Source organism: Streptomyces sp. NPDC107550 (genome assembly GCF_055639095.1).
On the sequence record NZ_JBVKBC010000013.1, the window covers coordinates 31,664 to 56,668 of the forward strand.

The following is a 25,005-nucleotide window of genomic DNA, read 5'->3' on the forward strand; positions in this document are numbered from 1 at the left end:
ACGAATCCCCCGAGTATCGTCTTCCTCATGCACAGATCAACAGATGGCAACGCACTCGTAATGAAAGTTGCTGTTCCCGCGCTGGTCGCGGCGCTGGCGCTGGGGTTGACCGCGTGCGACTCCGGCGGCCGGGACGGCTCGGGGACGAAGGGCGCCAACTCCGCTGCGGGGAGCGGCCCTTCGGTGATCGCGCCGGGGAGACCGGGCGAGCCGGCGCAGACCCTGTCGGCGCGCGACGCGCAGCGGCGGGACGCGGGCGAGGGGCCCAACTCGGCGGACGTGCGGTACGCGCAGTTGATGATCGGGCATCACCGGCAGGCCCTGGAGATGACGCAACTGGTGCCGAAGCGGGCCGCGTCGGCGCGGGTGAAACGGCTCGCCGAGCGCATCTCCGCCGCGCAGGGCCCGGAGATCGAGGCGATGCGCGGCTGGCTCGACGGGAACGGGCGGCCCGAGTCCCCCTCCGGCGCGGCCGGGCACGCGGCGCACGCGGGCATGCCGGGGATGGCGACCGAGGCGCAGTTGAAGCGGCTGCGGGCGGCGCGCGGCAAGGCGTTCGACAAGCTGTTCCTGACGCTGATGATCACGCACCACCAGGGCGCGGTCACGATGGCCACGGACGTCAAGAGCGACGGCAACGACGTGCAGGTGGAGGAGATGGCCGACGACGTGATCGCCCAGCAGACGACGGAGATCAGCCGCATGCGCGCCATGCTCTGACCCATTCCACCCCGTCCCGCCGGGCGACGGACCGGGCGCGGCACCTCCCGAACCCTCCCCCTGACCGCCGCCCGGTGTCATGCTGGAGTCAGTGGAGCGTGTTCACGGGAGGTGGGCCGTGCCGCATGTCGCCGTCGTCGGGTCGGGGCCGAGCGGGGTCTACACCGCGCAGGGCCTGGTGGGCCAGGACCGCGTGCCCGGCCTGCGGGTCGACGTCCTCGACCGGCTGCCGTGCCCGTACGGGCTCGTACGGTACGGAGTCGCGCCCGACCACGAGAAGATCAAGTCGCTCCAGGGCACTTTGCGGACCGTCCTGGAGGACGAGCGGGTCCGTTTCCTCGGCGGGGTGGAGGTCGGCCCGGCCCTGCCGCCCGCGCGGCTGCTCGCCCTGTACGACGCGGTCGTGTACTGCGTCGGCGCGGCGACCGACCGCCATCTGGGCATCCCCGGCGAGGAGTTGCCGGGGAGCTGGTCGGCGACGGACTTCGTGGCCTGGTACAGCGCGCACCCCGACGCCCACGACGACGGCTTCCTGCGCGGGGTGCGCTCGGCGGTCACGATCGGCGTGGGGAACGTCGCGGTGGACGTCACCCGCATGCTGGCGCGCGGCGCCGCCGAACTGGCTCCCACGGACATCCCGCAGGCCGCCCTGGAGACGCTGGCCGGCAGCGGGGTGCGCCGGGTGTGGATGGTGGGGCGGCGCGGCCCGTCGCAGGCCCGCTTCACCACGAAGGAGCTGCGCGAACTCGGCACCCTGCCCGGCACGGAAGTCGTCGTGGACCCAGCCGAGTTGGACCTCGACCCCGGCTGCCGGGAGCCGGGAGCGCTGCCGCCCGGAGCGCGCCGGAACGTGGAAGTGCTGCGCGCCTGGGCCACCCGCCCCGCGCCCGGACCCTCACCGCACACCATCGGGCTGCGCTTCTTCCTGCGCCCGGTGGAGATCCTGGGCGACGGCGACGGCGACGGCGACGGCGACGGCGACGGCACAGGCGCGGGCCGGGTGCGGGGCGTGCGGTTCGAGCGGATGCGGCCGGAGCCGGACGGCGGCGTGAGCGGCACGGGGACGTACGAGGAGATCGCGGCGGAGCTGGTGCTGCGCTCGGTCGGCTATCGCGGGCGCCCGCTGGAGGGCCTGCCGTTCGACCCGGCGACGGGGACCGTGCCGCACGCGGGCGGGCGGGTGCTGCGGGACGGGGCGGTCGCGCCGGGCGAGTACGTGGCGGGCTGGATCAAGCGCGGCCCGACCGGCGTCATCGGCACGAACCGCCCGTGCGCCAAGGAGACGGTCGCCGCGCTCCTGGACGACCTGGCGGCGCTTCCCCGCGACCCCGGCCCGCCCGGCAGGACGGGCGCCGAGCGACCGGATCCGCTGGCGGGCCTGCTCGCGTCGGGCGCGCGGCCCGTCGCCTGGGACGGCTGGACGGCCATCGAGCGCGCCGAGGCCCGGCTCGGGGCGTCGCTCGGCCGGGGCCCGGTGAAGATCTCCGACTGGGCGGGCCTGCGGGCGGCGGCGACCGGGACGGAGTGAGCACGGCCGCCCGCCCCGCCGCCGGCCTCGCCGGACCCGTCAGCCGGCTCAGCCCTCAGCCCTTCGCGGCGAGCCGTTCGTCCTGGCGGCGCGCGCCGTCGAGGACACGGTCGAGGAGTCCGGGGAACAGGGCCTCCAGGTCCTCGCCGCGCAGCCTGTTGAGCTTCGCCGTACCGCTGTAGACCTGCTCGATGACGCCGCTCTCGCGCAGCACCCGGAAGTGGTGCGTGGAGGTCGACTTGGTGACCGGCAGGTCGAAGTGCGAACAGGACAGCGCGGCCCGCTCCGAGCGCGCCATCTCGCGCACGACGGCCAGCCGCATGGGGTCCGACAGGGCGTGCAGCACCGCTTCGAGGCGGATCTCCTCGCGCGCCGGGTGGGCGAGGGCCCGGCTGTCGGTGGTGCGCGGTGCGGCGGTCGTCATGGCGGCTCCCCTCGGCGCGGCCCGCCCTGACGGGCCTCGTGATGCGGCCATTGTACGAGCACCCTCGTAGTTTGACAGTTGCCGTACTACGATGCCTATCGTACGAGTGAACCTGCCTGGACCACGTACGAAATGGAGTCCGCCGTGAGCGCGCTGTTCGAGCCCTACACCCTGCGGTCGCTGACCATCCCGAACCGGGTCTGGATGCCGCCGATGTGCCAGTACAGCGCGGCCCCCGAGGGCCCTCTGACCGGCGCCCCCACCGACTGGCACCTCCAGCACTACGGCGCCCGCGCGGCCGGCGGGACGGGCCTGATCATCGTCGAGGCGACCGCCGTCAGCCCCGAGGGCCGGATCTCCCCGTACGACCTCGGCATCTGGAACGACGCGCAGGTCGAGGCGTTCCGCCGGATCACCGCGTTCCTGAAGTCGCAGGGCACGACGCCGGGCATCCAGATCGCCCACGCCGGGCGCAAGGCGTCCACCGACCGCCCCTGGAAGGGCGGCGCGCCGGTAGGGCCGCAGGAGCACGGCTGGCAGCCGGTGGCGCCGAGCGCGGTGCCCTTCGACGAGCGGCATCCGGTGCCGGACGAGCTGAGCACCGAGCAGATCGCCGGGATCGTGCAGCAGTTCGCGGACGCGGCGCGCCGGGCCCTGGTCGCCGGGTTCGAGGTCGCCGAGCTGCACGGCGCGCACGGCTACCTCATCGGCAACTTCCTCTCCCCGCACAGCAACAAGCGCACCGACGCGTACGGCGGCTCGTACGAGAACCGCGTCCGGTTCGCCCTGGAGGTCGTGGACGCCGTGCGCGCGGTGTGGCCGGACGAGCTGCCGCTGCTGTTCCGTATCTCGGCGACGGACTGGCTGGAAGGCGAGGAGGGCTGGACGGCCGACGACACGGTCCGCTTCGCCGCCGAGCTGCGCGCGCACGGCGTGGACCTGATCGACGTCTCCACCGGCGGCAACGCGGCGGGCGTCCGCATCCCGGTCGGCCCCGGCTACCAGGTGCCGTTCGCAGCCCGCGTCCGCGACGAGGCCGGCGTCCCGGCCGCCGCCGTCGGCCTGATCACCGACGCGCGACAGGCCGAGAAGATCATCGAGAACGGCGAAGCGGACGCGGTCCTGGTCGGCCGCGAGCTGCTGCGCGACCCGTCGTTCGCGCGGCACGCGGCGCGTGAACTGGGCGCGGACGTGCACGTACCGGAGCAGTACCACCGCTCCGTCTGAGCCCGTCCCGCCGCGACGGCCCCCGGATCCGGCCCCCGCCGGACCCGGGGGCCGTTAATTTGCATGCGGGATGCAACGTTCATTAGCGTGCAGCCATGCGGCTGACACGCTTCACGGATCTCGCGCTGCGGGTGCTCATGCGCCTCGCGGTCCAGGAGGGCGACCTCCCGACCACGCGCGAGGTCGCCGCCGCGATGGCCGTCCCGTACACGCACACCGCGAAGGCGGTCGCGCGGCTCCAGCACCTCGGGCTCATCGAGGCGCGGCGCGGCCGGGGCGGCGGGCTCACCCTCACCGACGCGGGCCGTGACGCGTCCGTCGGCGCGCTCGTGCGGGAGTTCGAGGGCGTGGGGGACGTCGTGGAGTGCGAGGGGACGACGCCGTGCCCGCTGCGCGCGGCGTGCCGGCTGCGGGGGGCGCTGCGCGAGGCGCAGGAGGCGTTCTTCGCCTCGCTCGACCCGCTCACGCTCGGCGATCTGACGCGCAGCCCGACCGGCCCGCTGCTGCTCTCCCTCTCCCCCGGGCCACCGCCGGGCTCCCCCGGTACGCCACAGGGCCCCGCTGGAGTGCCGCAAGGCACCCCTGGTGCGCCGCCGGGCTGACCCGGAACGTCGTCGGGGCGACCGCACCGAGCACCCCGACCGACCCATCCACCGGCGTACCCCACCCCGCCCGCGAGCCGCGCACACGCGTGTCGCAAAATAAGCATCTGAGATACCACTTAAAGGAGCTTGCCCATGTTGAGCGACCAGTCGGCCACCGTCGTCCGCGCCACGTTGCCCGCCGTCGGCGCGGCCATCGAGGACATCACCGGGCTGTTCTACGGCAAGCTGTTCGCGGCCCACCCGGTCCTGCTGCGCGACCTGTTCAACCGGGGCAACCAGGCCGCCGGGACGCAGCGCCAGGCCCTCGCCGGCTCCATCGCGGCGTTCGCCACCTACCTCGTCGACCACCCCGACGAGCGCCCTGACGCCATGCTCCAGCGCATCGCCCACAAGCACGCCTCGCTGGGCGTGCGCCCCGACCAGTACCCGATCGTGCACGAGCACCTGTTCGCGGCGATAGCGGAGGTACTCGGGGACGCGGTGACGTCCGAGGTCGCGGCGGCCTGGGACGAGGTGTACTGGCTGATGGCCAACGCCCTCATCGCCATCGAGGCCCGCCTCTACGCCGAGCAGGGCATCGTCGACGCCGACGTGTGGCGCGACTGGGAGGTCGTCGGCCGCACCGAGGAGACGCCCGAGGTCGCCACGTTCCTGCTGCGCCCGGCGGACGGCGCCCCCGCGCCCGCCTTCAAGGCCGGCCAGTACGTGTCCGTCCAGGTCGAACTGGCCGACGGCGCGCGCCAGATCCGCCAGTACAGCCTGACCGGCGCCCCCTCCGCCGAGACCCGCTCCATCGCCGTCAAGCACGTGCGCGGCACCGAGGGCGGCCCGGACGGCGAGGTCTCCCGCCACCTCCACGAGAACGTCCGCGAGGGCGCCCGGCTCCGGGTCTCCGCGCCCTACGGCGATCTGACGCTGCGCGCGGACGACGACGCGCCGCTGCTCCTCGCCTCGGCCGGCATCGGCTGCACCCCGATCCTCGCCATGCTGGAGGACCTGGCCGCGAAGGGGCACGCCGGGCCCGTCACCGTCGTGCACGGCGACCGCTCCCCCGCCACGCACGCCCTGCGCGCCTCCCACGAGACGCTGGCCGGCAAGCTGCCCGCCGCCGACGCCGTGTTCTGGTACGAGGAGCCGGGCACGCCCGCGCACCGCACCGGGCTCGTCGACCTGGCCGACGTCGAGATCGCACCCGGCACCCGCGCCTACCTGTGCGGCCCGCTGCCCTTCATGCGCGCGATCCGCACGCAGCTCCTCGCCAAGGGTGTCGCCCCGGCCGACATCCACTACGAGGTGTTCGGTCCCGACATGTGGCTGGCGTCCGCCGCGTAGCGGGAACCCGCGCCGGACGCCTTCTTCACCGGCGCGAACTCTTCTGCCAGGGTGGGCGCGAGTGATCATCCGCCCGCCCGCCCTGTGCCGAGGAGTCACGATGAGCCGCCGCGCCTCCAAGCGACGCACCGCCGCCCTGTCCGCCCTGGTCTGCCTGCTGGCCGTGACCGCCGCCGCGCCCGCCGCGCCCACGGCCGGGCACGGGTCCGCCGGGAAGCACCCCCGGGCGAGCCTGCTGGACTCCGTGCCCCGCGACGGCGTCCTGCGCGTGTGCACGACCGGCGACTACCGCCCGTTCACGTACAAGGACCCCAAGGACGGTTCGTACAGCGGGATCGACATCGACATGGCCCGCGCGCTCGCCGCGAGCCTCGACGCCAGGGCGCGCTTCGTGGACAGTACGTGGGCCTCGGTCGTCGCCGACCTCAAGGGCGGCAAGTGCGACATCGCGGCGGGCGGCATCTCCATCACCCTGCCGCGCGCCCGTCAGGTCCACTTCAGCGAGCCGACCCGCGAGGACGGCAAGACGCCGATCGTGCGCTGCGCCGACAAGGACCGCTACCGCACGCTCGCCGAGATCGACCGCCCCGGCGTGACCGTCGTCGTCAACCCCGGCGGTACGAACGAGCAGTTCGCCCGCGCGAACATCAAGCGGGCCACCATCAAGGTCCACCCCGACAACACCACGATCTTCGACGAGATCGTCGCGGGGCGTGCGGACGTGATGATGACGGATGCGAGCGAGACGCGGTACCAGGCGAAGATCCATCCCGAGCTGTGCTCGGTGCACCCTGATGAGCCGTTCACGTTCTCGGAGAAGGCGTACGCGACGCCTCGCGGGGACCGGGACTTCCAGGAGTATGTGGACCAGTTCGTCCATCTGGCCACGCATGATGGGACGTACGCCGCGTATGAGGGGCGCTGGATGTCCGACTGACAGTTCAAAAGCGCGGGCCCCCTGTGCGAGTGGGCGGCTCCGGCCGCTGGGAACGCTCGACTTTCGTCGTGGCTGGTCGCGCAGTTCCCCGCGCCCCTAGGCACGTGGGTGGCTCCGCCCAGTGGGTCACCTCAACTCTCGTCGTGGCTGAGCGCGCAGTTCCCCGCGCCCCTGGAGGGGCGACTACGTCGCACCCTCCCCCCTGGGGAAGCTGCACGAAGTGCATGCTTCAGGGGCGCGGGGAACTGCGCGAGAAGCCCCACCCAGCAGCAGGCAAACAGGCAACGCCAGGGGGCACCCCCCTCAGGGGCGCGGGGAACTGCGCGATCAGCCACCCGCCGGCCCGCAGGTGACCCGCTACCCCCCGCCGCCCCCGGCGTTCAGCAGAGCGCAGGTCCACCCGCCGAGGGGACGGGACAAGCCGTCTGACCTGGGGCGCAACCTCTTGGCGGAGCCATTGTCAGTGGCGGGGTGCAGACTGACCGATACCTGGAGACAACGGCGTTTCGGAGGTGTTCGGCATGACTGATGTCCTGCTCGCGGTAGGTACCCGCAAGGGACTGTTCCTGGGCCGCAGGACCGGCGGCGGCGACTGGGAGTTCGACGACAGCCCGTACTTCAACGCGCAGGCGGTGTACTCCGTCGCCATCGACACCCGCGGCGACACACCCCGCCTGCTCGCCGGAGGCGACAGCGCACACTGGGGCCCGTCCGTCTTCCACTCGGACGACCTGGGCCGGACCTGGACCGAGCCGGCCGCGCCCGCCGTGAAGTTCCCGAAGGACACGGGCGCCTCGCTGGAGCGCGTATGGCAGTTGCACCCGGCGGCGGCGGAGCCGGACGTCGTGTACGCGGGCACCGAGCCGGCCGCGCTGTACCGGTCGGAGGACCGGGGCGAGAGCTTCGAGCTGTGCCGCCCCCTGTGGGAGCATCCGACGCGCTCACGATGGGTGCCGGGCGGAGGCGGCGAGGGCCTGCACACGATCCTGACGGACGCCCGCGACCCGTCCGCACTGACGGTCGCGGTGTCCACGGCGGGCGTGTTCCGCTCGACGGACGGCGGAGCAAGCTGGTCCCCGTCGAACTCGGGGGTGTCGGCGGTGTTCCTGCCGGACCCCGACCCCGAGTTCGGGCAGTGCGTGCACAAGGTGGCGAGGGACGCGGCCGACCCGGACCGGCTGTACTTGCAGAACCACTGGGGGGTCTACCGCAGCGACGACGGCGGCGCGAAGTGGACGGACATCGGCGAGGGGCTGCCCTCCACGTTCGGCTTCGCCGTCGCGGCCCACCCGCACCGCGCGGACACGGCGTACCTCTTCCCGATCACGGCCGACTCGGACCGGGTCCCGGCCGACCACCGGTGCCGGGTCTTCCGCACCGAGGACGCGGGCGCCACCTGGGAGCCGCTGAGCGAGGGGCTGCCCGCCGAGGAGCACTACGGCACGGTTCTGCGGGACGCCCTGTGCACGGACGACGCCGACCCGGCCGGTATCTACTTCGGCAATCGCAACGGCGAGGTGTTCGCGTCCGCCGACGACGGCGACAGCTGGCGGCAGTTGGCCTCACATCTGCCGGACGTGCTGTGCGTGCGCGCCGCCGTGGTGGGGTGAGGCCCGGGGACGCGGCGGACGGAGGGGCCCGGGGCGCGCACCGGTTGAGGCGGGGCGGGTGTACGGCAGTAGGGTGACGCCGTGGCACCACGACCTCTGCATGAAATCGTCGAAGCGGGCTGGGCGAAGGCCCTGGAACCCGTGGCCGGGCAGATCGCCGCGATGGGAGACTTCCTGCGCGCGGAGATCGCCGCCGGGCGCACCTATCTCCCGGCGGGCGCCCATGTGTTGCGCGCGTTCCAGCAGCCGTTCGACGACGTGCGGGTGCTGATCGTCGGCCAGGACCCCTATCCGACGCCGGGGCACGCGGTGGGCCTGTCGTTCTCGGTGGCCCCCGACGTGCGTCCGCTGCCGGGCAGCCTCATCAACATCTACCGGGAGCTGGGCACGGACCTCGGCCTGCCGCAGCCGTCGAACGGGGACCTGACCCCGTGGACGCGGCAGGGCGTGCTCCTGCTCAACAGGGCGCTCACCGTGGCCCCGAAGCGGCCCGCCTCGCACCGGGACAAGGGGTGGGAGCAGGTCACCGAGCAGGCGATCAAGGCGCTCGCGGCGCGCGGCACTCCGCTGGTGTCGATCCTGTGGGGCCGCGACGCGCGCAATCTGCGGCCCCTGCTCGCGGACTACCCGGCGATCGAGTCCCCGCACCCCTCGCCCATGTCGGCGGACCGGGGCTTCTTCGGCTCGCGCCCGTTCAGCCGGGCCAACCACCTGCTGGAGCGGCAGGGCGGGCGGCCCATCGACTGGCGGCTGCCGTGAGCGGCCCGGCCCCCGACCGCGCGGCGCGCCTGGTGCTCGGCGTCGACTCGGGCGGCTCCGGCCTCCGGGTCGCGCTCGCCGACGCGAGTGACCTGACCCGCCGGGTGACAGCGGTGTCCCGGGTGCCGGTGCGGACGTCGGCGGCGGGGATCGACGCGGAGCACATGACCGGGCAACTGGTGCCGATGGTGCGCGAGTTGTTCGGCCGACTCCACGGGACCGAAGGCCCCGACGTCGGCGGGGTGTCGGCACCCGCGCCGCCGGTCGCCGCCGTGGTGGGCGCCGCCGGGATGGCGACGCTCGGGGACGGTCTGCGGGCGGCGCTGCCGTCGGCACTCCGCGCCGAACTGGGCGTGGAGCGGCTCGCGTTGGCCGGTGATGCGGTGACCGCGTACGCCGGGGCGCTCGGGCAGCGGCCCGGGGCGGTCGTCGCGGCGGGCACCGGCATGATCGCGCTCGGCACGGATCTGACGGTCTGGCGGCGCGCCGACGGCTGGGGGCATCTGCTGGGCGACTGCGGCGGCGGCGCGTGGATCGGGCGGGCCGGACTGGACGCGGCGATGCGGGCGTTCGACGGGCGGCGCGGTGGCAGCGCGGCGCTGCTGGCGCTGGCCGAGAAGCGGTTCGGGCCGGCGGGCGAGCTGCCGGGGCGGATCTATCCGCGCACGGACCGGCCTGCGGCGCTCGCCTCGTTCGCGCCGGACGTGGCGAGCTGCGCGCCGGACGATCCGGTGGCGGCCGGCATCCTGCGGGACGCGGCACGGCACATCGCGGAGTCGGCGGCGGCGGTCTGCCCCGCGGACGGCGGCGAGGTGGCGCTGACGGGCGGGCTGTTCCGGACGGGCGAGCCGCTGCTCGGGCCGCTGGGCGCCGCGCTCGCGGAGCTGATCCCGGCGGCGGCCGTGGTCGAGGCCGAGGGCGATCCGCTGCACGGCTCGCTGGTGATCGCCGCCGCGCTGGCGACGGACACCCTGCGCCTGCCCCGCGACGGACGGCTGCTGCACGCGCCGTGACTCCGGGAGCCGCCTCGCACGGCGTGCCCGTACCGCCTCGTCGTGGGGCCGCCGGACGGGTGCGCAGAGGCGTGCGGTTGCCCGCGCACCCCCGCGGACCAGGACACTTGAAGTATTCCGCTACCGAAACGGACAATCGCGGACGGATACCGCTCAGCCCGCCCCTGACCGAACAAGGAGGCCCGCTGAGCCAGTAGCATGCGGCGCCATGAGCACCCCCACTGGGCCCGCATCCGGCCTGCCCGTACGAATGCCGCGACCCCGCCAGCCCGGACGCCACCGCCGCCCGGAACCCGTGGCCGCCCCCGAGGGCGCGCCGTCCCTTGTGCTCGCGGTGCCCGGTACGCCCAGTTCTGCGACGCGCATGCTCGCCGACGAGGTCGTCAGCATCGCGCGTTCGGAGCTGCCCGGCCTCGACGCGCGGGTCGGGTTCGTCGAGGGCGAGACCACCGACTTCCCGGTGTCCGCGGAGTTCCCCTCGCTCGCGTCGGTGCTCGCGCACGCCGCGAAGGAGCGCACGGCACGCTACGAGCAGGCCGTCGCCGCCGGTGTGGAGGGCGTCAAGGAGCCCGAGGGCCCGGTCGCGGTCGTCGTCCCGCTGCTCGCGGGGCCCGACAGCGCGCAGCTCCGCCAGATCCGGCAGGGCATCGCCGACAGCCGTGTCGCCGCCGAGCTGACCGATGTGCTCGGCCCGCACCCGCTGCTCGCGGAGGCGCTGCACGTGCGGCTGTCGGAGGCGGGTCTGGCCCGCGCCGACCGCGCCCGCCTGTTCACGGTGGCCACGGCCGCCGACGGCATCATCCTGGTCACCGTGGGCGGCGAGGAGGCCGTGCAGGCCGCCGGGATCACCGGCATGCTGCTCGCCGCGCGGCTGGCCGTGCCGGTGATGGCCGCCGCGCTGGACGCCGAGGGTGCCGTCTCCGCCATCGCCGAGCAGCTTCGCGCCGCGGGATCGCAGCAGCTCGCGCTCGCCCCGTACCTGATCGGCCCGGAGCTTGACCCGAGCGTCCTTGAGGCCGCCGCCAAGGACGCGGGGTGTTCCTCGGCCCAGCCGCTGGGCGCGTACCCGGCGATGGGCAAGCTGGCGCTCGCCAAGTACACGACGGCGCTCGGGATCACTCCCCAGCCTGTCGCCTCCGGCGGTTGAGACTGCGCGAGAGGGCCCGGGGACGCCTGTCCCCGGGCCCTTTTCCGTTCCCGTACAGGGTTCGGTACGCGGTCCCGTACGGAGTCCGGTACGCGGTCCCGTACGCGCCCTGCTGACGAGGGGGCCGACCGGCCTGGATCTGGCCGACCTTCGCCGGTCCGCGGGGGCACGGGCGGCGGTATTGTCGACATGCATGGCTGCCGATGAGGACGCGCTGCTTTCCGAACAGCTGGCCTACTACCGGGCGCAGGCCCCCGAGTACGACCGGCCCTACCGTGAACGTGCCGACCTGCGGGACCTGTTACGGGTCGTCGACGAGGTCCCGGTGCGCGGGCATGTGCTGGAACTCGCCTGCGGCACCGGCCAGTGGACACGAAGACTCGCGGCGCGGGCCGACGCGGTGACCGCCGTGGACGCCTCCGCCGAAACCCTGGCGCTCGCCCGTGAGCGGGTCACGGCGGACAACGTACGGTTCGTTCAGGCCGACATGTACCGCTGGCGGCCGGTGCGCCGCTACGACACCGTCTTCTTCGCCTTCTGGCTCTCACACGTCCCGCCGGCCCGGCACGCGGCGTTCTGGAACTTCGTGGGCGCGGCGCTCGCGCCCGGCGGGCACGCCGTCTTCGTGGACGACGGGCCCGCGCGCCGCGCCGACGAGGAGGTCCTGCCCGATCAGGCCGTTCCGGCGGCGCTGCGCAGGCTTTCGGACGGCAGCGCGTACCGGATCGTGAAGGTGTTCCGGGAGCCGTCCGCGCTCTCCGGGGAGCTGGCCGGGCTCGGCTGGGCGGCCGAGGTGCGCGAGGCCGCGGGGGCCTATCTGGTGGGGGTGGCCGAGCCGCTGGCCGAGGTCACGCGAACACCACACAGGATGCCGCGGGTACGGTGACGGACCCGCCGCGCACGGGGGTGCCGGTCGCCTCGTCGACGGTGAACCAGGTGACGTCGCCGGACCGTTCGTTGGCCGCGTACAGGAACCGGCCGCTGGGGTGCAGGGCCAGGTCGCGGGGCCAGCGGCCGCCGCAGGGCGTGGTGGCGACGAGCGTGGGCCGCTCCCCCGCCGCGTCGAGCGTGAACGTGGAGATGACGTCCTCGCCGCGGGTCGCCGTCCACAGGAACCGTCCGTCGGGCGCGACGACGGCCTCGGAGGGGTAGGCGTCGCCCGCGGGTGTGCCGGGCAGCACGGCCACCTCGGTGAGCGGCTTGAGCGCGCCGAGTGAGGCGTCCCACGCGCAGACGGTGAGGGTGGGCGCCAGCTCGTTGAGGAGGTAGGCGTGCCGGCCGTCCGGGTGGAAGGTCAGATGGCGGGGGCCGGAGCCGGGGCGCAGGGCGGTCTCGTGGCGTACGGCGAGGTGGCCGCCGGCGAGTTCGTACACGAGGACGGAGTCGGTGCCGAGGTCGACACCGATCGCCCAGCGGCCGCTGGGGTCGGGCCGCACCTGGTGGGCGTGGGGCGCCTGCTGGCGCTGCGGGTGGGGGCCGGAGCCGGTGTGCCGCAGGACGTCGCGGCGGCGCGGTTCGGGGGTGCCGTCGGAGCGCAGGGCGACGGCGCTGACGCTGCCGGAGCCGTAGTTGGCGGTGAGGACGTGTCCGGCCCACAGGGACAGATGGGTGGGGCCGTCGCCGTCGACGAGGACGGGCGGCGCGGCGAGCACGGGCGGGGTGACGTCGGTGCGGAACGCGGCGACCGCGCCGTCCGAGGTCTCGCTCACGGCGTGCAGCAGCCCGTTCTCCGCGACGGCGAGGTAGGAGGGGTCGGGCAGCGCGTCGGTGGCGCCGAGCAGGGTGAGCGCTCCGGAGTGGGGGTCGAGGTCGGCGGCGACGATGCCGGGGCCTCCCGCCGCGGTGAACGACCCGATGTATGCCCGCCAAGTCCGGCTCACTGCTTCCCCTTTCGGCGCACGGGCCCGGCGCCCGTGCGCCGACCGTAGCAGGGGCGCCGGGCGGGTCGGCGGCGAGGCGGCGCCTCGGGGCCTGTCCTTCGGATCATGCCGGGGTCGCGGGCTGATCCGAAGGGAAGGCCCTACGCTCCGGCGCCGGCGCGCTCGGTGCGGCGCAGGGGGACGGCGAGTTCGACGAGGGCCTGTTCGAGGGCGTGCAGGTGCGCGAGGACGGGTTCGGCCTCGGCGTGCTGCGGCGCGGCGGCGGGGCGGTTCTCGTAGGGCTCGGGCGTGGTGAGGGCTTCGACGGCGGCCTCGACGCGCCAGCAGGCGGCGGCGAGCCGGGCGTCGTGGGAGGCGACGGGGTCGGCGGCGACGGAGGCGAGGCCGCGTACCTCGCGGGCGCAGTCGTCGAGGAGGGCGAGCACCTGGCGGGCGCGGGCGCGGCGGGCCTTCATCGGGCTGAGCGGGTGGATCAGCGGGTTGAGGGAGAGGCGTACGCGGCCGAGGATCGCCTCCAGTTCGGCGACGCGGGGTGCCGGGTCGGCGCCGGCGTCCCCGGCGAGCCGGGCGGCGGCCTCGGCGGTGCAGACGTGGACGCAGCGCAGGGCGCGCTCGACCCAGGCGTCGGTGACGGAGTGGGTGGTCACCGGCAGGACGAACAGGACCGCGAGGACCGCGCCGAGCGAGCCGACGGCGGTCTCGGTGACGCGCAGCGCGAGCAGCGCCGGGTCGAGGACGCCGAGGAGCCCGTAGAGCATGCTGGCCATGACGGTGACGGCGATCATCATCCACGTGTAGGAGACGTGGGCGGTGTAGAAGATGCCGAACACGCTGATGGCCACGACGACGGCGGCGACGGCCGGTACGTGGTGCAGGGGTACGGCGACGGCGAAGCCGAGGACGATGCCGAGGATCGTACCGAGCGAGCGGCGGAATCCGCGTACGACGGTCTCGCCGCGGGACGCGGTGGCCACGAACACCCACCAGGTGGCGCCGACGGCCCAGTACCAGCGCTGGTCGGACAGGACCTGCCCGATGCCGAGGGCGAACGCGGCGCCGACGGTGGCCTGGACGGCCTGCCGGGTGGTGATACGGGCGAGTCCCGTGCCGCCGGTGGGGGCGGCGACCGGGGCGGGCGCGGGGTGGCGGCGCTCGTAGCACCAGGCGCCGAACCGGACGAGGGCCGCGCTGCCGAGGGACAGCAGGACCGCCGCGTACAGCTCGGGGAGCTGGGCGGGCACGGTGTGCAGGAACTGCGTGGCGAAGTACATCATGAAGGCGAACACGCCGAGGGAGTGCCCGCGCGGCCCCCAGCGCCTCGCGTACACCCCGGCGCCGACGACGGCCAGGAACGCGAGGTCGCGGGCGAGCGGCATGCCGTGCAGGACGGCGGCGAGCGCCAGTACCGGCAGGCCCACGGCGGGGAGCAGCGCGGTCGTGACCGCCTGGCCGCGTACGGTCGCGTCGGTCACGGTGAACAGGGCGAGCAGCGCGGCCAGGCCGCCGGTGATCGCGGCGACGAGCGAGTGCCCGAACGCTCCGCACACCGTCACGGCCAGCCCGATGCCCAGCACCGCGCGCGCCGCGAACCGCAGTCGCATCCGCCCCGGGTCCGGTGCCACGAACGCCCTCTTCAGCAAGGTACCCGCCCCTTCGGTTCCGTCGTGTTCGTACGTGCATGAGAAAGGCGCCGCGGAGACCCTTCCGGGGTCCGCAGCGCCATCGACCCGCCCATCACACCATCGACCCGGCTACCGGTTCAACAGGCCCCCATTTCCCTGAGCCATTGGCCCACCGCCCCCCACACCCCACGCCCCCCGGACTGATCCAAAGGCCCATCCCGCTCCTCAACCGCCGGAGAGGCTGGAAGCCGGCGCTCAGACCGACTCCCTCAGGGGCGCGGGGAACTGCGCGAGAAGCCCCACCGGAGCTGCACCCGAGGCACAACCTGTTCGCACCCGGTGCTGGGGTGCCGCCTTGCCCACCCTGCCGCCCCAGGCGGCAGATTGCCCAAGGCGGCGGGGCGCCGAAGAAGTGCCCGGGCTGGCAGCCCCGTCAGGGGCGCGGGGAACTGCGCGCTCAGCCACGACGCACCCGGCACTCTGGGGCTCCGCCCCAGGCCCCGCTCCTCAATTGCCGGAGGGGCTGGAAATCGGCGCTGGGGCCAGGCTCCGGAGCGGTCCTCAATCGCCGCAACGGCTGGAAGTCGGCACTCAGGCCAACTCCCCAAGGGGCGCGGGGAACTGCACGAGACGCCCCCCGGGGCCGCACTGGGCTTACGACGGTCAGACCTCGGGGTCGATCCCTCCGCGCCCCCGGCGACGGGTCTCGTGGCTGATTTTCAGGAGTATCGCCGTCAGCAACCAGTTGGCCACCATCGACGAACCCCCCTGCGCGAGGAACGGCAACGCCTTCCCCGTGAACGGCATCAGCCCCGTGACCCCGGCCACGATGATGAACACCTGAAGGACCAGGACCAGCGACAACCCCGCCGCCAGCAGCTTCCCGAAGGGATTCCCGCAGATCAGGGCCGTCCGCAGCCCGCGCTCCACGAGCAGGGCGTAGAGCAGGATCACGACCATCACACCGGCGAGCCCGAGTTCCTCACCGACGGTGGTCAGGATGAAGTCGCTGCGCCCGGCGAACCCGATGAGTTCGGGATGCCCCTGCCCGAGCCCGGCCCCGGTGACCCCGCCGCTGCCGAAGCTGAAGAGGGCCTCGGCGGCCTGCTGGGAGACGAGCCCGGGGGGCCGCTGGTCGGGCGGCAGGTAGATGTCGAAGGGGTGCAGCCAGGCGACGATGCGCCCCTTCACATGCGGTTCGGTCGCGCCGACGACCACCGCCCCGGCCACGGACATGGCGATCCCGCAGGCCACCCACCCGGTGCGTTCCGTGGCGATGTAGAGCATGGCGACGAACACGCCGAAGAACAGCAGGGACGTACCGAGATCGCGTTCGAACACGAGCACGAGCAGGCTCAGCATCCACACGGCGGCGATGGGCCCGATCTGGCGTCCGTGCGGCAGGGTCATGCCGAGCCAGCGGCGGCCCGTGGAGGCGAGCCCGTCGCGGTGCAGGACGAGGAACCCCGCGAAGAAGACGACCATGCCGACCTTGGCGAACTCCCCCGGCTGGAAGGAGAGCGGCCCGAGGTGCACCCAGCGTTTGGCGCCGTAGCTGTCGCCGGGGAAGAACGCGGGCGCCATGAGCAGGGCCATCGACGCGGCCATGGTGACGTACATATAGCGCTGCAGCTGCCGGTAGTCGCGCAGCACCCACAGCAGCACGACGGTGGCGGCGACCGCGATCACCGTCCAGACGAACTGGCCGCCGGCGGCGGGCGCGGAGCCGTAGCGGTCCGCGTACGTGAGGTCGAGGCGGTGGATGAGGACGAGGCCGAGGCCCGTGAGGAGGAACGCGAGCGGCAGGATCAGCGGGTCGGCGTACGGCGCGAACCGGCGGACGCCGATGTGGGCGACTCCGGCCAGCAGGAGCTGCGAGGCGGCGAACGCGGCCAGGTCCTCCGGGATGCCGCCGGTCATGGCGAGGCCGACCGAGACGGAGGCGTAGATGATGATGACGAGGGCGAGTCCGAGCAGCACGGCCTCGGTGCGGCGGGCCTGCGCGGCTTCGGCGTGCGGTCCGTCGTCGGCGCGTGCGCCGCGGAGCGGGAGGGCGTTCAGGAGACGCATGGGACACCGCCTCCGGAGACCTTCTCGGACGTGTGCTCGGTCTTGCGGGGCCGGGGCTTGGTCTTTTTCTTGGGCGGTTCGTCGTCCGCGATGGCTGCGTGGACGCGTCGGCGTATGAGGTCGCGGTCGACGATGTTGACGTCCTCACCGTTGTGCTTGGCGAAGCTCTCGACGGGCAGGGTCGTGAAGTCGACCTTGCCGCTGGAGAGGTTCTGCGCCTGCCCCACGAACGAGAAGACGCCCCACCCCTTGTCGATCACGACGTTCTCCTTGGCCACGTCTTTGAGACTCAGCAGGCGGGCGGGGTCGGTGAGCGTGCCGACGCTGTTGACGCGGTGCAACGCCGAGGCGAGGAACGCCTGTTGGCGCCGGGTGCGGTCGAGGTCGCCGCGCGGGAGACCGTGCCGCTGCCGAACGAAGGCGAGGGCCTGCTCCCCGTTGAGGCGTTGCTTGCCTGCCGGGAAGTCGGCCCCCGAGTAGCGGTCCTTGACCGGTTTGTCGAGACAGACGTCGACGCCGCCGAGCGCGTCGGCCAGATGGTAGAAGCCGGCGAGTCCGACCTCGGCGAAGTGGTCGATGGGCACGTCGAGGAAGTCCCGTACGGTACGGATCTGGGCCTGGCGTCCCGCTTCCCGGCCCTCCCGTTCCAGCGTGCGGTGGTCGGTGACGCCCTCGGCGCGGAGCTGGGTCTCCTTGTCCGCCTTCGCCAGCCCGTACGCCTTCTTGATCTTGTCCTTGCCGTGGCCCGGTATGTCGACGAGGTTGTCGCGCGGGATGGAGAAGCCCCGGGCGCGGCCGCCGTCGGCCGGTACGTGCAGGAGGATCAGGGTGTTGGCGTTGTAGCCGCCGATCGTGGAGTTGCCCGCGTGGAGCTTCTTGAGGATGCCGCGTGGCAGGTCCTCGCCGTTCTGGTCCTTCCGGCTGTCGAGGCCCATGAGCAGGATGTTCGTGGTGCCGTCGGTCGATTTCGGGGCGTCGTCGTCGAGCGCGGACGAGGAGCCGATGCTGTCGATCTCGCGGTACAGGTACCAGGCGCCGCCGCCCATGCAGAGCGCGAGGACGCCGGCCACGGCGAGGAGCGTCCGGCCGAGCCTGCGCCGCCGCGTGCCCCCGTGCGCTCCCCTGGGGCGGCCGCGGTGACCTCGGGAGCGGGGGCGGGTGGCTCGGTGCTGAGACATGGGGACGATCCTGGACGCCCCTTGCTGAACGGAACCTGAGGATCCCGAAGCCGTCCTCAGGAACCGGGGCCGGGTGCACGGGCCCCGCCAACCCGGCTCACGGCGGGGGCTCAGGTGGGTGGGCCTGCTTGTGGGAGGCGTAGGAGCAGGTGGGCGCCCGGGCCCGGGGCCTGGGTGACGCTCAGGGTGCCGCCGTGGGCGCGGGCGATCTCCCGGGCGATGGCGAGGCCGAGGCCGGTGCCGCCGCTGGCCCGGTCCCGGTCGGCCTCCAGGCGCGCGAACCGCTCGAACACCCGCTCGGCCGCCTCGGGCGGGATGCCCGGCCCGTCGTCGGCGACCTCCAGGACGGCGGTGCCGGTCGCGGGGTCGTTGGCCGTGGTGACGCGGACCTCGGTGCGGGCGAACCGCTGCGCGTTGTCGAGCAGGTTCGTCAGGAGCCGTTCGAGCTGCGCGGGATCGGCCCGTACGAGGACGGGGTCGTCGGCCGCTTCGAGGACGAGCGGGACGGGCGCGCCGCGCCGGCCGGCGATCTCCTCCGCCGCCAGTAGCGAGAGGTCGGCGAGCTGGGCCGCAGGCGGCACCCGGGCGTCGAGGCGGGCGAGCAGCAGCAGGTCGGCGGCGATGCGTTCGAGCCGGACGGTGCTGTCGAGGGCCTGCCGCAAGGAGGCGGCGGCCTCGGGGGGCGGGTCGTGGAGGAGGGCGAGTTCGAGTTCGGCGCGGGCGGCGGCGATGGGGTTGCGCAGTTCGTGGGAGGCGTCGGCGACGAACTGGCGCTGCCGGGTCACCGAGTCCTCCAGGCGCTCCAGGGTGTCGTTGACGGTCGCCGCGAGCCGGGTGATCTCGTCCTCGCCGGCGGGCGCGGGCACCCGGCGTTCGAGGTGGTCGGCGGTGACGGAGGCGAGTTCGCGGCGGATCGACTCGACGGGGCGCAGGGCGGCGCCGGTCACCGACCAGGCGATGAGCCCGGTGAGGACGACGACGAGGGGCCCGCCGACGAGGACGGTGACGCCGAGGGCGCGTTCGGCGTCGTCCACGGCGTTGAGCACGGTCAGCGCGTAGACGTAGCGCTCGCCGCCCGCGGAGGGGGTGCGGACGACGGCGACGACGCTGGTGTGGCCGGCCAGGGCCGGGGACGCGCCGAACTCGCGTACGGCCGAGTCCTTACCGGCGTCGGGCCGGAACCCGGCGAGGGCGGCGGCGCGGGCCGCCGGGTGCGGGGCGGTGCTGGCCACGGCGTGGCCGCGGGCGTCGAGGACGAGCACGGCGTCCACGCCGCCCGCCGGTTCGGGCAGGTCGGTGGGCCGGCCGCCGGGGAGGGCGGCGATGTGGGCGGCGGCCTGGCGGGCGGCGAGTTCGGTGCGGGCCGCGTTGTTCTCCTTCAGGTTGCCGCGCAGCGTCAGGTACAGCCAGCCGCCGCCGAGCGCCAGCGCCACGACCATGGTCAGCACGGCTCCGGCTGTCGCGCGGGTACGGAGAGTGCCGGGCAGGCGCGGGCGGCGCCTTTGGCGCGGGGCGGCTTCGGGCGCGGGGGGCGGTCCGGCAGCCGGTGCGGCGGCGGGCGGCCCGGCGGGACCGGGGCGGTCAGCGGGCATCGTCGGTGAGCCGGTAGCCGATGCCGCGCACGGTGCGGATGGTGTGCCGGCCGAACGGCACGTCCACCTTCTTGCGCAGCGAGCTGATGTAGACCTCGACGATGTTGGGGTCGAGGTCGGCGGGCGAGTCCCACACCTCGTCGAGGATGTCCTGCTTGGACACGGCGCCGCCGTCCGCCGCGAGCAGACAGCCGAGGACCTCGGCCTCTCGCGCGGTCAGTTCGATGCTCACCTCACCGCGTTTGCACAGCCGGGCGGCGACGTCCAGGGTCAGGTCCCCGGTCTGGAGGGTCGCGGGGCGTTCGCGTCCGGCGCGGCGGCCGAGGGCGCGCAGCCGGGCCAGCAGCACGACGAGGGAGAACGGCTTGGTGAGGTAGTCGTCCGCGCCCGCGTCGAGCCCGTCGGCCTCCTCGTACTCGCCGTCCTTGGCGGTGAGGATGAGGACCAGGGCGTCCTCGCCGACCGCGCGCATCCGGCGGCAGACCTCCAGCCCGTTCAGGCCGGGGAGCATCAGGTCCAGGACGATGATGTCGTAGCCGCCGGTCAGGGCCCGTTCGAGCCCGGTGTGCCCGTCGTGGGCGACGTCGACCCAGTGCCCGTCCGACGAGATGGCCCGGCGCAGGGTGTCGGCGAGCGCGCGCTCGTCTTCGATGACCAGGATCTTCACTGCTCAAATGTTACATACCGCGTAATTTCACGGGAGGCGTCCTCGGTGGGGGCGGCGCATTCGGGGTGGGCCACGGCGGGCGTCCGGGCGGGCCTGCGCAGGTGGCCGGGCGGTCCGGGGCGGGGGACCATACAGGGCGGGCGCGGCTCTCGCGCCGGAGGCGGTCGGCTCTGAATGCGCCTTCAGGGTCTTCAGGTGCGCTTCAGGTCGCCGGGGCCACGATGGATGTGCCGGGGCCGAGAGCGCCCCGCCCGAGGACGTGAGGAGGTGGTCGTTGTGCTGTACGGCGACCCTCCCAGTCACCCGTGCCGCCGAGCCGGGCATCGGCTCCGCGCTGCCTGACGCGCCCCGACCGGGCGATCCGGCGCGCGGCCACGCCCCGCGCCGAGCCGCCCCGCCCTCCCCGGGCCCCCGGCCTCGCGGATCTTTCGGGCTTCTCCCGCTTCTCCGTCCCCATCGGAGGCGCCGGAGGCATCCGAAGGCGTCCCGAGGACTCCGCGGGCTCCGGTGAGCCGGGAGCGCGTCCGTCTCGCAGGCCGTGGCCCCGCGCCGGACACCCGGCACCGCTCGCCGACGCGTGCCCCGGTTCGCGTGACGTGCCCTGACCCGCCCCGGCATCCGACGCACCGCCCGACTCCGGACGTGCCCCGAAGCCCGACGCACCGTGCGCCGGACCCGGGCCGCCCGAGGGTCCGGCTGCGGCCGGGCCGGCGGCACACCGGGCACGCCCCTCCGTCTCTCCCCGCTCCCCCCAGTCCTCACCCGCCCTCAGGGCCCGCCCCCGCACGGCAGTACCGCGCCGGGGCGTGGGTCCGCGCACCTTCCGGGTTCCCTCATGTCGAAATTCCGCAGTTCCCTCCCCCTCGGCGGCGCCGCGCGCGCCGCCCGTATGCGCCCCGTGGACGTGCTCGTCCTGCTGGGCACCGTCGTCGTCGCCTACTTCGTCGTCCGTGTCGCCGCGTCCGCCGACCAGCCGTACGACGCCGGTCATCCGCCGGTCGTCTCCACCGACCCCGGCGAACTGCCGTACTACGCGGCGCGTTCGCTGCTGCGCATGTTCGCCGGGCTCGTGCCCGCCGTGGTGTTCACGTTCGTCTTCGGTACGTGGGCGGCGCGCTCGCGGCGCGCGGCGAAGGTCATCGTGCCGGTCATCGACATCCTCCAGTCCGTGCCCGTGCTGACGTTCCTCAGCATCACCGTCACGGGGTTCATCGCCATGTTCCCCGGATCGACGCTCGGCCTCGAACTCGCCTCCATTTTCGCGGTGTTCACCGCTCTGGTGTGGAACATGGCGATGGCGTTCTACCTCTCGCTCACCACCCAGTCCAGGGAACTGGACGAGGCGGCGCGGCTGATGCGGCTGACGCGCTGGCAGCGGTTCTGGAAGGTGGACGTGCCCAGCGGCATGATCGCCCAGGTCTGGAACGGCATGATCAGCTTCGGCGCCGCCTGGTTCGCGCTCTCCGCGTCCGAGACGATCAGTGTCGGGGGCCGCGACAACGGCCTGCCCGGCGTGGGCAGTTACGTGGCGCGGGCCCTCGACGAGGGGCAGGGCGGCCGGGTCGCGCTGGCCATCGGCGTGATGATCCTCATGATCGTGTCCGTCAACTTCTTCTTCTGGCGGCCGGTCACGGTGTGGGCCGAGCGGTTCCGCACCGAGGACAGCGAGATCGCCGAGCAGCCCAAGAGCTGGTTCCTGAACCTGCTGCGCCGCTCCACCCTGCCCGGCCGCGCGGCCGGGGTGCTGCGCCCGGCCGGTGAGCGCCTGGACGCCGTGATGGGGCGGGTGCTCGGCACGCCGTCCGGGCGGCTGCACCACGACCCGGTGCGCCGCCGGCGCGGGGACCTCGTCTTCAACGCGCTGTGCGCGGTGGCCGTCGTGGCCATCCTGTGGCGGCTCGCCTCGTACATCCTGGCGCACGTCGGCGTCGGCGAAGTCGGGCACGCGGCATGGCTCGCGCTCATCACGTACGGCCGGGTCATGGTCCTCGTCGTGTTCTCGACGCTCGTATGGGTACCGGTCGGCGCGTGGATCGGCATGAACCCGAGGGTGAACCGGATCGCGCAGCCCATCGTGCAGGTGCTCGCGTCGTTCCCGTCGAACTTCCTCTTCCCCATCGCCGTCGTCGTCCTCAGCGCCACCGGCGTCTCCCTGAACTGGGGCGCCATCGCCCTGATGGCTCTCGGCGCGCAGTGGTACGTCCTGTTCAACGTGATCGCGGGCGCCAGCTCCATCCCCGGTGACCTGCGCGAAGCCGCCGACGACCTGGGGCTGCGCGGCTGGCTGCGCTGGAAGAAGCTGATCCTTCCGGCGGTGTTCCCCTCGTACACGACGGGCGCGCTGACGGCGTCCGGCGGCGCGTGGAACGCGTCCATCCCCGGCGAACTCGTCAGCTACGGCACGACGACGCTGACCGCCGTCGGTATCGGCGCCTACATCACGCAGGCCACGGACTCGGGCGACTTCGCGCGCAACCTGCTCGGTGCCGTCCTGATGAGCCTCTACGTCATCGTCATCAACCGCCTGCTGTGGCGGCGGCTGTACCGGTACGCGCAGGAGCGCTGCGCCCTGTGACCGCCGGTACCGAGCGACGCCCCACCCCCCTTCTTCCGCACAGGAGTTGTCCCATGAAGACCATCGTCACGAAGAACCCGAGCGTGAGCGCGGCCATCGCCGCCGCCACCGCCGGACCGCGCGCGGCGACGCCCGCCGTCATCACCGTGCGCGGCCTGCGCAAGCACTTCACCTCGCCGACCGGCGCCCGGCTCCCCGTCCTCCACGACATCGACCTGACGCTGTACGAGGGCGAGATCGTCGCCCTGCTCGGCAAGTCGGGCTCGGGCAAGTCGACGCTGCTGCGGCACATCGCGGGCCTGCTCGAACCGTCCGCGGGCACCGTGCACTACCGGGGCGCGCCCGTCACCGGCCCCAACCCGGGTACGGCGATGCTGTTCCAGTCGTTCGCCCTGATGCCGTGGCTGACGGTGCTTCAGAACGTCGAACTCGCCCTCCAGGCCCGGGGCGTACGCGCCGACGTGCGCCGGGAGCGGGCGCTCGCCGCGATCGACATGGTCGGCCTCGACGGCTTCGAGAGCGCGTACCCGAAGGAGTTGTCGGGCGGTATGCGGCAGCGCGTGGGGTTCGCCCGGGCGCTGGTCGTGGAGCCGGACGTGCTGCTGATGGACGAGCCGTTCTCCGCGCTCGACGTGCTCACGGCGCAGACGCTGCGCGGGGAGCTGCTCGCGCTCCTCACCCGCCATGACAGCCCCACCCGTACGGCGCTGCTGGTCACGCACTCCATCGAGGAGGCCGTCCAGCTCGCGGACCGCGTCCTGGTCCTCGGCACCGATCCCGGGACCATCGCGGCCGAGCTGCGCGTCGACCTGCCCCGCCCGCGCGACCGCCGCACGCCCGGCTTCGAGGCGCTGGTCGGTGACGCGTACGAGTGCCTGACCGGCGAGCGGGCGCACACCCCGGCCGCCGTCGGCGTCGACGACCCGCTCGGCGCGGCGACCCCGCTGCCGGCGGCCGACGTGGAGCAGGTCACCGGGCTCCTGGAGGAGGTCGCCGCGCGCGGCAGTTCCGTGGAACTCTCCGTGCTGGCCGACGCGTTGTCGTACGAGGTCGACGATCTGATGCCGCTCGTGGAGGCCGCCGAGCTGCTGCGGTACGCCAAGGCCGACGGCGGGGAGCTGCGGCTGACCGCGACGGGCAGCGGCTTCGCCGAGGCCGACATCCTCACCCGTAAGCGCCTGTTCGTCGCGGCGGTGCTCGCCAACGTCCCGCTCGTCGCCACGATCCGCACCCTGCTCATGGCCTCGGAGGGCGGACGGCTGCGCGAGCGGGGCATCACGGACCGGCTGCGCGCGCACTTCTCGGAGCAGGCCGCGCACCAGCAGCTCGCCATCGCCATCACGTGGGGCCGCTACGCGGAGCTGTACGAGTACGACGCGCGCGACGGCGTCCTGACGCTGCCGCACGAGGAGCCGCCGGCCGACGACGAATCCTGAGACCGGCCACGGCGGATGACGGGCCGTCAGCCTTCTTCGGGCTGGGGCCCGCCGTCCTGTTCTCGGGGTGGGGCGTGCAGCGCCTGGAGGCCCGCGATGCGCTCGTCGGAGGCGATCTTGAGGCGCTGCGTCTCGGCGTCCAGGTCGTTCTTGCGGCGCTGGGTGGTCGCCTCGATCTTCGCCTTCGCCACGCCGGCGGCGGCGGTGAAGGAGGCGGCCACGGCACCGCCGGCCAGGATCTCGTTGAGCAGTTCGGGCTGCGCCTGGCGGGCCAGGGCCTCGTCGGCGCTCTCCACGGAGCGCGGGAGGGGCCGGCCCTGCGGTCCCGGGCCGTCCATCCGGTCCACGGGGCGGCCGGCCGTCTTCGGGGACCGGGTCTCGACGGTGTTCTCGACGGCGCCGGCCGACTCGTCCGCCGGTTGCTCCCGCGCCCGTTCCTTGTAGGCGGTGAAGCGGCCCAGGAGCCGCGCGCCGGGGCCGCCCGCCGCAAGCACCTCGTCCACGGCGTCCGGGCGCGGCCCCCGCGGGACCGCCGTCCAGCGCAGCGCGGCAAGGACCGCCGGGGCGTCGGGCAGCTCGGCGGCCATCGGTTCGACCACGTCGTGCAGGAAGGCCAGGGCACGGGTCTCGGCGGCCGTGCGGGGCGCGTTCTCGTCAGCCACACGGACAGTGTGCCCCAACTG

The 25,005-nt window shown here is 73.8% G+C and carries 21 protein-coding genes; 13 read left to right on the plus strand and 8 right to left on the minus strand.

Translation table 11 applies throughout. From position 1 onward, the window contains the following. The first annotated feature begins 60 nt into the window (after window positions 1–60). On the plus strand, window positions 61–720 hold the full coding sequence (locus ACZ7LY_RS19005) for a DUF305 domain-containing protein (RefSeq protein WP_471625777.1): 660 nt from the start codon (window positions 61–63) through the stop codon (window positions 718–720). A gap of 118 nt (window positions 721–838) precedes the next feature. Beyond that, entirely contained in the window at window positions 839–2,248 is a 1,410-nt protein-coding gene (locus tag ACZ7LY_RS19010; protein ID WP_471625778.1) for a ferredoxin--NADP reductase domain-containing protein, read from the plus strand. 55 nt (window positions 2,249–2,303) lie between these two features. Here ACZ7LY_RS19010 and ACZ7LY_RS19015 read toward each other — a convergent pair whose 3' ends face one another. Then, on the minus strand, window positions 2,304–2,672 hold the full coding sequence (locus tag ACZ7LY_RS19015) for an ArsR/SmtB family transcription factor (protein ID WP_471625779.1): 369 nt from the start codon (window positions 2,670–2,672) through the stop codon (window positions 2,304–2,306). Between the two features lie 144 nt (window positions 2,673–2,816). Here ACZ7LY_RS19015 and ACZ7LY_RS19020 point away from each other — a divergent pair, with 144 nt between their 5' ends. The 9 genes from ACZ7LY_RS19020 (at window position 2,817) to ACZ7LY_RS19060 (ending at window position 12,188) form a co-directional block, all read left to right on the plus strand. Next, window positions 2,817–3,899, plus strand: coding sequence for an NADH:flavin oxidoreductase/NADH oxidase (locus ACZ7LY_RS19020; protein ID WP_471625780.1), 1,083 nt, complete (start codon window positions 2,817–2,819; stop codon window positions 3,897–3,899). 95 nt (window positions 3,900–3,994) lie between these two features. Then, complete coding sequence (locus ACZ7LY_RS19025) at window positions 3,995–4,501, plus strand: RrF2 family transcriptional regulator (protein ID WP_471625781.1); 507 nt, start codon at window positions 3,995–3,997, stop codon at window positions 4,499–4,501. A 135-nt stretch (window positions 4,502–4,636) separates the two neighbouring features. Continuing rightward, a complete protein-coding gene (locus tag ACZ7LY_RS19030) occupies window positions 4,637–5,836 on the plus strand; it encodes a globin domain-containing protein (RefSeq protein ID WP_471625782.1) in 1,200 nt (399 codons plus the stop codon). A 100-nt stretch (window positions 5,837–5,936) separates the two neighbouring features. Next, window positions 5,937–6,773, plus strand: a complete 837-nt coding sequence (locus ACZ7LY_RS19035; protein ID WP_471625783.1) for a transporter substrate-binding domain-containing protein — start codon at window positions 5,937–5,939, stop codon at window positions 6,771–6,773. 521 nt (window positions 6,774–7,294) lie between these two features. Then, window positions 7,295–8,383, plus strand: a complete 1,089-nt coding sequence (locus ACZ7LY_RS19040) for a WD40/YVTN/BNR-like repeat-containing protein (protein WP_471625784.1) — start codon at window positions 7,295–7,297, stop codon at window positions 8,381–8,383. 81 nt (window positions 8,384–8,464) lie between these two features. Continuing rightward, window positions 8,465–9,142, plus strand: a complete 678-nt coding sequence (locus tag ACZ7LY_RS19045; RefSeq protein WP_471625785.1) for a uracil-DNA glycosylase — start codon at window positions 8,465–8,467, stop codon at window positions 9,140–9,142. Further along, window positions 9,139–10,155, plus strand: a complete 1,017-nt coding sequence (locus tag ACZ7LY_RS19050; RefSeq protein ID WP_471625786.1) for an N-acetylglucosamine kinase — start codon at window positions 9,139–9,141, stop codon at window positions 10,153–10,155. The genes ACZ7LY_RS19045 and ACZ7LY_RS19050 overlap by 4 nt, the downstream gene beginning before the upstream one ends. 208 nt (window positions 10,156–10,363) lie before the next feature. Beyond that, window positions 10,364–11,302: a sirohydrochlorin chelatase gene (locus ACZ7LY_RS19055; RefSeq protein WP_471625787.1), complete on the plus strand. Its 939-nt coding sequence runs from the start codon at window positions 10,364–10,366 to the stop codon at window positions 11,300–11,302. Between the two features lie 193 nt (window positions 11,303–11,495). Next, complete coding sequence (locus ACZ7LY_RS19060; RefSeq protein WP_471625788.1) at window positions 11,496–12,188, plus strand: class I SAM-dependent methyltransferase; 693 nt, start codon at window positions 11,496–11,498, stop codon at window positions 12,186–12,188. On the opposite strand, the gene ACZ7LY_RS19065 is transcribed toward ACZ7LY_RS19060, so the two are convergent. From ACZ7LY_RS19065 to ACZ7LY_RS19090, 6 genes are all read right to left on the minus strand, one after another. After that, on the minus strand, window positions 12,151–13,182 hold the full coding sequence (locus tag ACZ7LY_RS19065; RefSeq protein ID WP_471625789.1) for a lactonase family protein: 1,032 nt from the start codon (window positions 13,180–13,182) through the stop codon (window positions 12,151–12,153). The two genes, ACZ7LY_RS19060 and ACZ7LY_RS19065, sit on opposite strands and share 38 nt — an antisense overlap. Before the next feature lie 140 nt (window positions 13,183–13,322). Beyond that, on the minus strand, window positions 13,323–14,822 hold the full coding sequence (locus ACZ7LY_RS19070) for an FUSC family protein (protein WP_471625790.1): 1,500 nt from the start codon (window positions 14,820–14,822) through the stop codon (window positions 13,323–13,325). A gap of 645 nt (window positions 14,823–15,467) precedes the next feature. Further along, the gene (locus ACZ7LY_RS19075; protein ID WP_471625791.1) at window positions 15,468–16,874 is read right to left on the minus strand and encodes an FtsW/RodA/SpoVE family cell cycle protein; all 1,407 of its coding nucleotides are present in this window, start codon (window positions 16,872–16,874) and stop codon (window positions 15,468–15,470) included. After that, on the minus strand, window positions 16,862–18,052 hold the full coding sequence (locus ACZ7LY_RS19080) for an LCP family protein (RefSeq protein ID WP_471625792.1): 1,191 nt from the start codon (window positions 18,050–18,052) through the stop codon (window positions 16,862–16,864). Before ACZ7LY_RS19080 ends, ACZ7LY_RS19075 begins: the two co-directional genes overlap by 13 nt. A gap of 110 nt (window positions 18,053–18,162) precedes the next feature. After that, window positions 18,163–19,491 carry a sensor histidine kinase gene (locus ACZ7LY_RS19085; protein ID WP_471625914.1) on the minus strand — a complete coding sequence of 443 codons (1,329 nt, stop codon included), beginning with the start codon at window positions 19,489–19,491 and terminating at the stop codon, window positions 18,163–18,165. Window positions 19,492–19,633: 142 nt separating this feature from the next. Then, complete coding sequence (locus ACZ7LY_RS19090; protein WP_471625793.1) at window positions 19,634–20,311, minus strand: response regulator transcription factor; 678 nt, start codon at window positions 20,309–20,311, stop codon at window positions 19,634–19,636. A gap of 835 nt (window positions 20,312–21,146) precedes the next feature. Here ACZ7LY_RS19090 and ACZ7LY_RS19095 point away from each other — a divergent pair. Beyond that, the gene (locus ACZ7LY_RS19095) at window positions 21,147–22,886 is read left to right on the plus strand and encodes an ABC transporter permease (RefSeq protein ID WP_471625794.1); all 1,740 of its coding nucleotides are present in this window, start codon (window positions 21,147–21,149) and stop codon (window positions 22,884–22,886) included. A 53-nt stretch (window positions 22,887–22,939) separates the two neighbouring features. Then, window positions 22,940–24,322, plus strand: a complete 1,383-nt coding sequence (locus ACZ7LY_RS19100; protein ID WP_471625795.1) for an ABC transporter ATP-binding protein — start codon at window positions 22,940–22,942, stop codon at window positions 24,320–24,322. 26 nt (window positions 24,323–24,348) lie between these two features. On the opposite strand, the gene ACZ7LY_RS19105 is transcribed toward ACZ7LY_RS19100, so the two are convergent. Then, the gene (locus tag ACZ7LY_RS19105; protein ID WP_471625796.1) at window positions 24,349–24,984 is read right to left on the minus strand and encodes a hypothetical protein; all 636 of its coding nucleotides are present in this window, start codon (window positions 24,982–24,984) and stop codon (window positions 24,349–24,351) included. Window positions 24,985–25,005 lie beyond the last annotated feature (21 nt).

Bases quoted from the DNA above. Each gene is read 5' to 3' on its own strand.
- ACZ7LY_RS19095 (WP_471625794.1), top strand. From the start codon at position 21,147: ATGTCGAAATTCCGCAGTTCCCTCCCCCTCGGCGGCGCCGCGCGCGCC.
- ACZ7LY_RS19075 (WP_471625791.1), bottom strand. From the start codon at position 16,874: ATGCGTCTCCTGAACGCCCTCCCGCTCCGCGGCGCACGCGCCGACGAC.
- ACZ7LY_RS19085 (WP_471625914.1), bottom strand. From the start codon at position 19,491: ATGGTCGTGGCGCTGGCGCTCGGCGGCGGCTGGCTGTACCTGACGCTG.
- ACZ7LY_RS19035 (WP_471625783.1), top strand. From the start codon at position 5,937: ATGAGCCGCCGCGCCTCCAAGCGACGCACCGCCGCCCTGTCCGCCCTG.
- ACZ7LY_RS19030 (WP_471625782.1), top strand. From the start codon at position 4,637: ATGTTGAGCGACCAGTCGGCCACCGTCGTCCGCGCCACGTTGCCCGCC.
- ACZ7LY_RS19055 (WP_471625787.1), top strand. From the start codon at position 10,364: ATGAGCACCCCCACTGGGCCCGCATCCGGCCTGCCCGTACGAATGCCG.
- ACZ7LY_RS19005 (WP_471625777.1), top strand. From the start codon at position 61: ATGAAAGTTGCTGTTCCCGCGCTGGTCGCGGCGCTGGCGCTGGGGTTG.
- ACZ7LY_RS19100 (WP_471625795.1), top strand. From the start codon at position 22,940: ATGAAGACCATCGTCACGAAGAACCCGAGCGTGAGCGCGGCCATCGCC.
- ACZ7LY_RS19040 (WP_471625784.1), top strand. From the start codon at position 7,295: ATGACTGATGTCCTGCTCGCGGTAGGTACCCGCAAGGGACTGTTCCTG.
- ACZ7LY_RS19080 (WP_471625792.1), bottom strand. From the start codon at position 18,052: ATGTCTCAGCACCGAGCCACCCGCCCCCGCTCCCGAGGTCACCGCGGC.
- ACZ7LY_RS19025 (WP_471625781.1), top strand. From the start codon at position 3,995: ATGCGGCTGACACGCTTCACGGATCTCGCGCTGCGGGTGCTCATGCGC.
- ACZ7LY_RS19015 (WP_471625779.1), bottom strand. From the start codon at position 2,672: ATGACGACCGCCGCACCGCGCACCACCGACAGCCGGGCCCTCGCCCAC.
- ACZ7LY_RS19060 (WP_471625788.1), top strand. From the start codon at position 11,496: ATGGCTGCCGATGAGGACGCGCTGCTTTCCGAACAGCTGGCCTACTAC.